The organism is Stenotrophomonas sp. PS02289 (assembly GCF_029960115.1).
Classification (GTDB): Bacteria; Pseudomonadota; Gammaproteobacteria; order Xanthomonadales; family Xanthomonadaceae; genus Stenotrophomonas.
Genome location: NZ_JASCOZ010000240.1, coordinates 1 through 4959, shown reverse-complemented (window position 1 = coordinate 4959; position 4959 = coordinate 1). Strand labels below are relative to the sequence as shown.

Here is a 4959-nt window from a genome sequence, read left to right as displayed (position 1 = left end):
GGCCGGCCCATGCGTTGTCGAGGGCCGGCCAACGGCCGGCGCTACCGGGATCAGCTACCGCGGATACGCCAGCAGCACCACCAGATCCTGCTCCCCACGCTGCTGCAACGCGTGCACACTGCCGACCCGGGTCAACAGTGCATCGCCGGCCGTCACGTCGTACTGCTTGCCGTCCAGCACATAGCTCCCCTGCCCGCTCACGACGTAATAGATCTCGTCCTTGTGCTGCGGGTGCAGGCCGATGCCGGCTCCCTTATGCAGCACGCGCTTGCGCAGCACGAACGGCAGGTTGTCGTCGGCAAAGAACGGATACGCGGTGGTCGGACCGGCACCGCCATGTGGACCGGGTTGGCTGACCGCGATGTCACGCTCGTGCACCACGCGCGACGGCTTGGCCGCGTCTGCACCCTGCCCTGCCGGCTGGGTCACGTCGCAGTCGATGTCGCGCTTCAATGCGCCCTTCAATTCCGGCTGCAGGCCGACCCATTCGCGCACCACAAGACAGGCGACGGCGTTGGCACCGGCGACACTGAAGTGGGTGCCGTCGGCCTTGTTCTGTTCGGGTACGAACAGAAAATACGGACGTGCGCCCTGCTCGCCCAGCGCGCGGATCCACAGGCTGGAGCGTGCGTTGAGGTCGATCAGCGCGACATTCTCCTGCTGCGCCAGCTGCTTCATCGCCTGGGTGTACAGGCCATGGGTATCCAGCAGCGAACCAAAGTCGTACAGCAGCCGGGCGGCAGGTGTAATCAGCACCGGCGTAGCCTGCTTGTCGCGGGCGAGCTGCACATAACGCATCAGGTACTGCGGATACGCCTGTGCGGGATCGTTATAGCGGGTGGGGTCTTCGAACTTGGCGTCGTTGTGGCCGAAGCCGATCAGCAGCACATCACCGGGCTTGAGCTCGGCGGCGATCGCATCCAGGCGCTTCTCTTCGATGAAGCTGCGGGCGCTGCGGCCGCCTTTGGCATGGTTGTGCACCTGCCATTGCGCGGGGTCGAGGTAGCTCTGCAGGGCCTGGCCCCAGCCGGCCTGCGGCGCGCGTTCCGGGCCGTACTCGGCGGCGGTGGAGTCGCCGGCGATGAAGACGCGATGGGGGGCGGCGTGTGCCGCCCCGGTGACAAGCAAGAGCGAAAGCAGCAATGAAGAGCGCAGCATGTTCGCAATCCCGGTAGCGCCGGCCGTTGGCCGGCATCATCAACTCACCGCGCCAACCAGCCACCGTCGACCGGCAGCACTGCACCGTTCACATAGTCAGACGCACGCGAGGCCAGGAACACCGCTGCACCGGCGAGGTCTTCCGGGTTGCCCCAGCGCGCGGCCGGAATGCGGTCCAGGATCGACTTGTTGCGGTCTTCGTCGGCACGCAGCGCGGCGGTGTTGTCGGTCGCCATGTAACCCGGGGCGATCGCGTTGACGTTGATGCCCTTGGCGGCCCACTCGTTGGCCAGCAGACGGGTGATGCCGGCGATGCCGCTCTTGCTGGCGGTGTACGACGGCACCCGGATGCCACCCTGGAACGAGAGCATCGACGCGATGTTGATGATCTTGCCGCTGCCCTGTGCGATGAAGTGCTTGCCGGCGGCCTGCGAGATGAAGAACGCGGACTTGATGTTGACGTTCATCACGTCGTCCCAGTCCTGCTCGCTGAACTCCACGGCGTCAGCACGACGGATCAGGCCGGCGTTGTTGACCAGGATGTCCAGACCGCCCAGCCCTTCGATGGTTTCGCGCACCACGCGCTCGACCGGCTCGATGCTGATCAGGTTGGCTTCGATGGCCAGGCAACGACGGCCCAGCGCGGTGATCTTGGCGATGGTGTCGGTGGGCGGTGCGATGCCGGCCACGGCCACATCGGCACCGGCCTGCGCCAATGCGACTGCGATGCCCTGCCCCAGGCCAGTGTTGCCACCGGTAACCAGAGCGATCTTGCCTTCCAGACTGAACGGATTAGCCATTGCGTTGCGATCCTTTTCCAATGCGGCACAGGCAGCGCCCACGCAATGCGGGCGCTGCGATACGGGTTACTTGAGCTGGCAGATGTCCAGCACGTGCATGTCGGTGTAATCGAGGTTTTCGCCACCCATCGCCCAGATGAAGGCGTAGTTGCTGGTGCCCGCGCCCATGTGGATCGACCACGGCGGCGACACCACCGCTTCGTTGTTCTGGATCACGATGTGGCGCTGCGCTTCCGGCTCGCCCATGAAGTGGTACACGCGGTCGTTCTGGCCCAGGTCGAAGTAGAAATACACTTCGCTGCGACGGTCGTGCAGGTGCGGGGGCATGGTGTTCCAGACGCTGCCCGGCTTCAGCACGGTCAGGCCCAGCAGCAACTGCGAGGACTGGCAGGTGGCCGGCACGATGTACTGATAGATGGTGCGCTCGTTGCTGGTTTCCAGCGCGCCGCGCTCCAGGGCCACGGCGTCCTTGATCGACAGCTGCTTGGTTTCAAAGCGGGCGTGGGCCGGGGTGGACGCCAGGTAGAACTGCGCCGGGGTGGCCGCATCGTTGGAGGCGAACACAACTTCTTCGCTGCCCATGGCCACGTACAGGCCGTCCTTCGGGCCGAGGGTGTAGACCGTGCCGTCGACGGTGACCGTGCCGGTGCCGGCACCGACGTTGATCACGCCCAGCTCGCGACGCTCCAGGAACGGGTGACCGGCGGCCGAAGCCGGTTCGGTCTGCTTCGGCAGCGACACCGGACCCTTCACCGGCGCGGCACCGCCGAGCACGAAGCGCTCGTAATGGGTGTACTTCAGGGTCACCGTGTCGGCGTTGAACAGCCCGTCGAGCAGGTACAGGTCGCGCAGGTCGTCGTTGCTGGCACCCTTGATGGCGTCGGGATGGGTGGCGTAGTGGGTCTTGCAGTACATGGCATCTCCAGAGCAGGGGGCGGGCCGATGGTCGGCCCCGGCACGATTTCGGCTGATTGTACCCAGCTAGGAAACCGGTGTCATTTTGCGGTGCGGTACGGGTTTGGGGGTCACGACCAATGGTCGTGACCCGGGCAACCCTCAATCTTCGGGCGGCTGGCAGGAATCGCGCACGATCAGGTGCGGGCGCACGCTGGCGATCTGCAGCGCGGCCTGGCCTTCTGGCTGGATCAGCATGGCGGCGGCGGTGCGGCCGGTGTCGCGGGTGTGGCGGCGCACCGAGGTCAGCGACGGCCACAGGCGCGAGGCCAGCGGGCTGTCGTCGTAGCCGATAATGGACAGCTGGCGGGGAATGTTGATGCCCGCGCGCAGCGCCACCTTGTAGATACCGGCGGCCATTTCATCGTTACCGGTGAAGATGGCGGTGGGGCGCTGCTTGCCCAGCAGCAGCTTTTCCGCCGCGGCAACACCGGATTCAAAGGTGTACCCGGCCTCGACGATGCGTTCCGGCGGCAGTTCAATGCCACGCTTGGCCAGCGCGTCGATGAAGCCGGCGGTGCGCTCGTGCGCCGAACGGTAGGCGCTGGGACCGGTCACCAGGGCGATGTCGCGGTGGCCCAGCGACAGCAGGTAATCCGCCGCTTCGGCGGCACCGTCGCGGTCGTGCGTGACCACCATCTGCGAGGTGTCATCCAGCGGCAGCGAGGCAATCCGGGTGAAGCGGCAGCCAATTTCATCCAGCATGTCGACCAGCGCCTGGTCTTCCGAGGCACGCGGCACCAGGATCACGCCGTGCAGCTTCTGCTGCTGCACAAACCGGCGCACGCCTTCGATGTAACCCGGGCTGCGCGAATCGCAGGGATGCACCACCAGCTCGAAGCTGGAGCCACGCAGCGCGTCCAGCGCGCCGTACTGCATGTCCACGATGTACTGCGCGGTGGGATTGTCGTAAACCATGCCGATCAGGAACGAGCGCCGGAACGCCAGTCCGCGCGCGAGCGGGTCGGGCGCATAGCCCACTTCACGCATCAGCGCCTCAACCTTCTCACGGGTGTCTTTGCGCACCAGCGGCGAGTTGTTGATGATCCGCGAGACGGTCTTCTTGGAGACCCCGGACAGACGCGCGATGTCGTTGATGGTGGCAGCTTTGCCTTTGGGCAGGACCTGCGGTGCGGCGTCAGTCTTGGGGCGCGATGACATGGAGTTCAAACCGGATGGGTCGGAAGAGTCTACCGCTGCGCTCAATCGAGCGCGCGGTAGCGGAACTGGCGGAACGTGACCTTGCCGTCCCCGGCCGCGTACAGAGCCGGCTTGAGGGCAAGGAACTTCCCAGCCACATTGTGATGGTAGCCGGACACTTCCATCTGAACCGGATACTTCTGCCAGACCCTGCCATCGGTACTGGTGTGAATGGTCACGATGTGACGGTTGTTGGTGACCCGCAGCCACAGCTTGCCGCCCTTGCTGCTGGGGGTCAGGCGGGCAGGGCGTTCCTCGCCGTAACGGTGCATGATGAACTTTTCGCCGTTGCTGCCCACACCCACGTACAGGCGGTCGCTGTAGAACAGCAGTGCGCCGCCCACCGCGCCGGGGGCGATGTCCATCTCCACTTCGTACTGATAGGCCTGGTCACCCGCGATCACGGTCAGCGGCGAGCTGTCGCGCGGGGTTTCGCCCTTGCCCTGCAGTTCCAGGCCTTTGCCGGTGAAGTTCAGCCGGCGGTACTCGTCCTGGGCCGGGTTGAAGAACGACCATTGCGAGCCGAGGGTCTTGCCCTTGAAGTCATCCGACAGCGCCATGCCATGCGCGCCCACCGAGGTACCCGAGGGCTTGGCCAGCGGCTGGCCGAGGTCGCCGCCCTTGGCCACGAACCAGCCGTCGTCGGTCCACTCGATCGGTTCCAGCAGGGCCTGCCGGCCCAGGGTCCAGTAACCGTTCTCATAGCCGTGGTAGATCATCCACCAGCGCCCGTCGGTGCCTTCCACCACGGTCGCGTGGCCGCGCGCCCCCCACGGCTCATCCTTGGACTGCGGGCGGGTGATGGGGGTGTGCGGCGAGTTCTGCCCCGGCCCATGGATGGAGCGCG

At 65.8% G+C, this 4959-nt stretch carries 5 protein-coding genes; all 5 read right to left on the bottom strand.

Going from position 1 to position 4959, the window contains the following annotated elements; translation table 11 throughout:
• Window positions 1-54: 54 nt before the first annotated feature.
• Window positions 55-1158 (bottom strand): GDSL-type esterase/lipase family protein, encoded by a 1104-nt coding sequence (locus QMX83_RS20120; RefSeq protein WP_282298413.1) that lies wholly within the window; start codon window positions 1156-1158, stop codon window positions 55-57.
• Between the two features lie 44 nt (window positions 1159-1202).
• Window positions 1203-1958 carry a 2-dehydro-3-deoxy-D-gluconate 5-dehydrogenase KduD gene (gene kduD / locus QMX83_RS20115; protein ID WP_282298412.1) on the bottom strand — a complete coding sequence of 252 codons (756 nt, stop codon included), beginning with the start codon at window positions 1956-1958 and terminating at the stop codon, window positions 1203-1205.
• Between the two features lie 66 nt (window positions 1959-2024).
• Entirely contained in the window at window positions 2025-2873 is an 849-nt protein-coding gene (gene kduI, locus QMX83_RS20110; RefSeq protein ID WP_125361115.1) for a 5-dehydro-4-deoxy-D-glucuronate isomerase, read from the bottom strand.
• A 141-nt stretch (window positions 2874-3014) separates the two neighbouring features.
• Window positions 3015-4073, bottom strand: a complete 1059-nt coding sequence (locus tag QMX83_RS20105; RefSeq protein ID WP_282298411.1) for a LacI family DNA-binding transcriptional regulator — start codon at window positions 4071-4073, stop codon at window positions 3015-3017.
• Between the two features lie 41 nt (window positions 4074-4114).
• Window positions 4115-4959: family 43 glycosylhydrolase (locus QMX83_RS20100; protein ID WP_282298410.1), on the bottom strand; the 845-nt coding region annotated here is incomplete at its 5' end.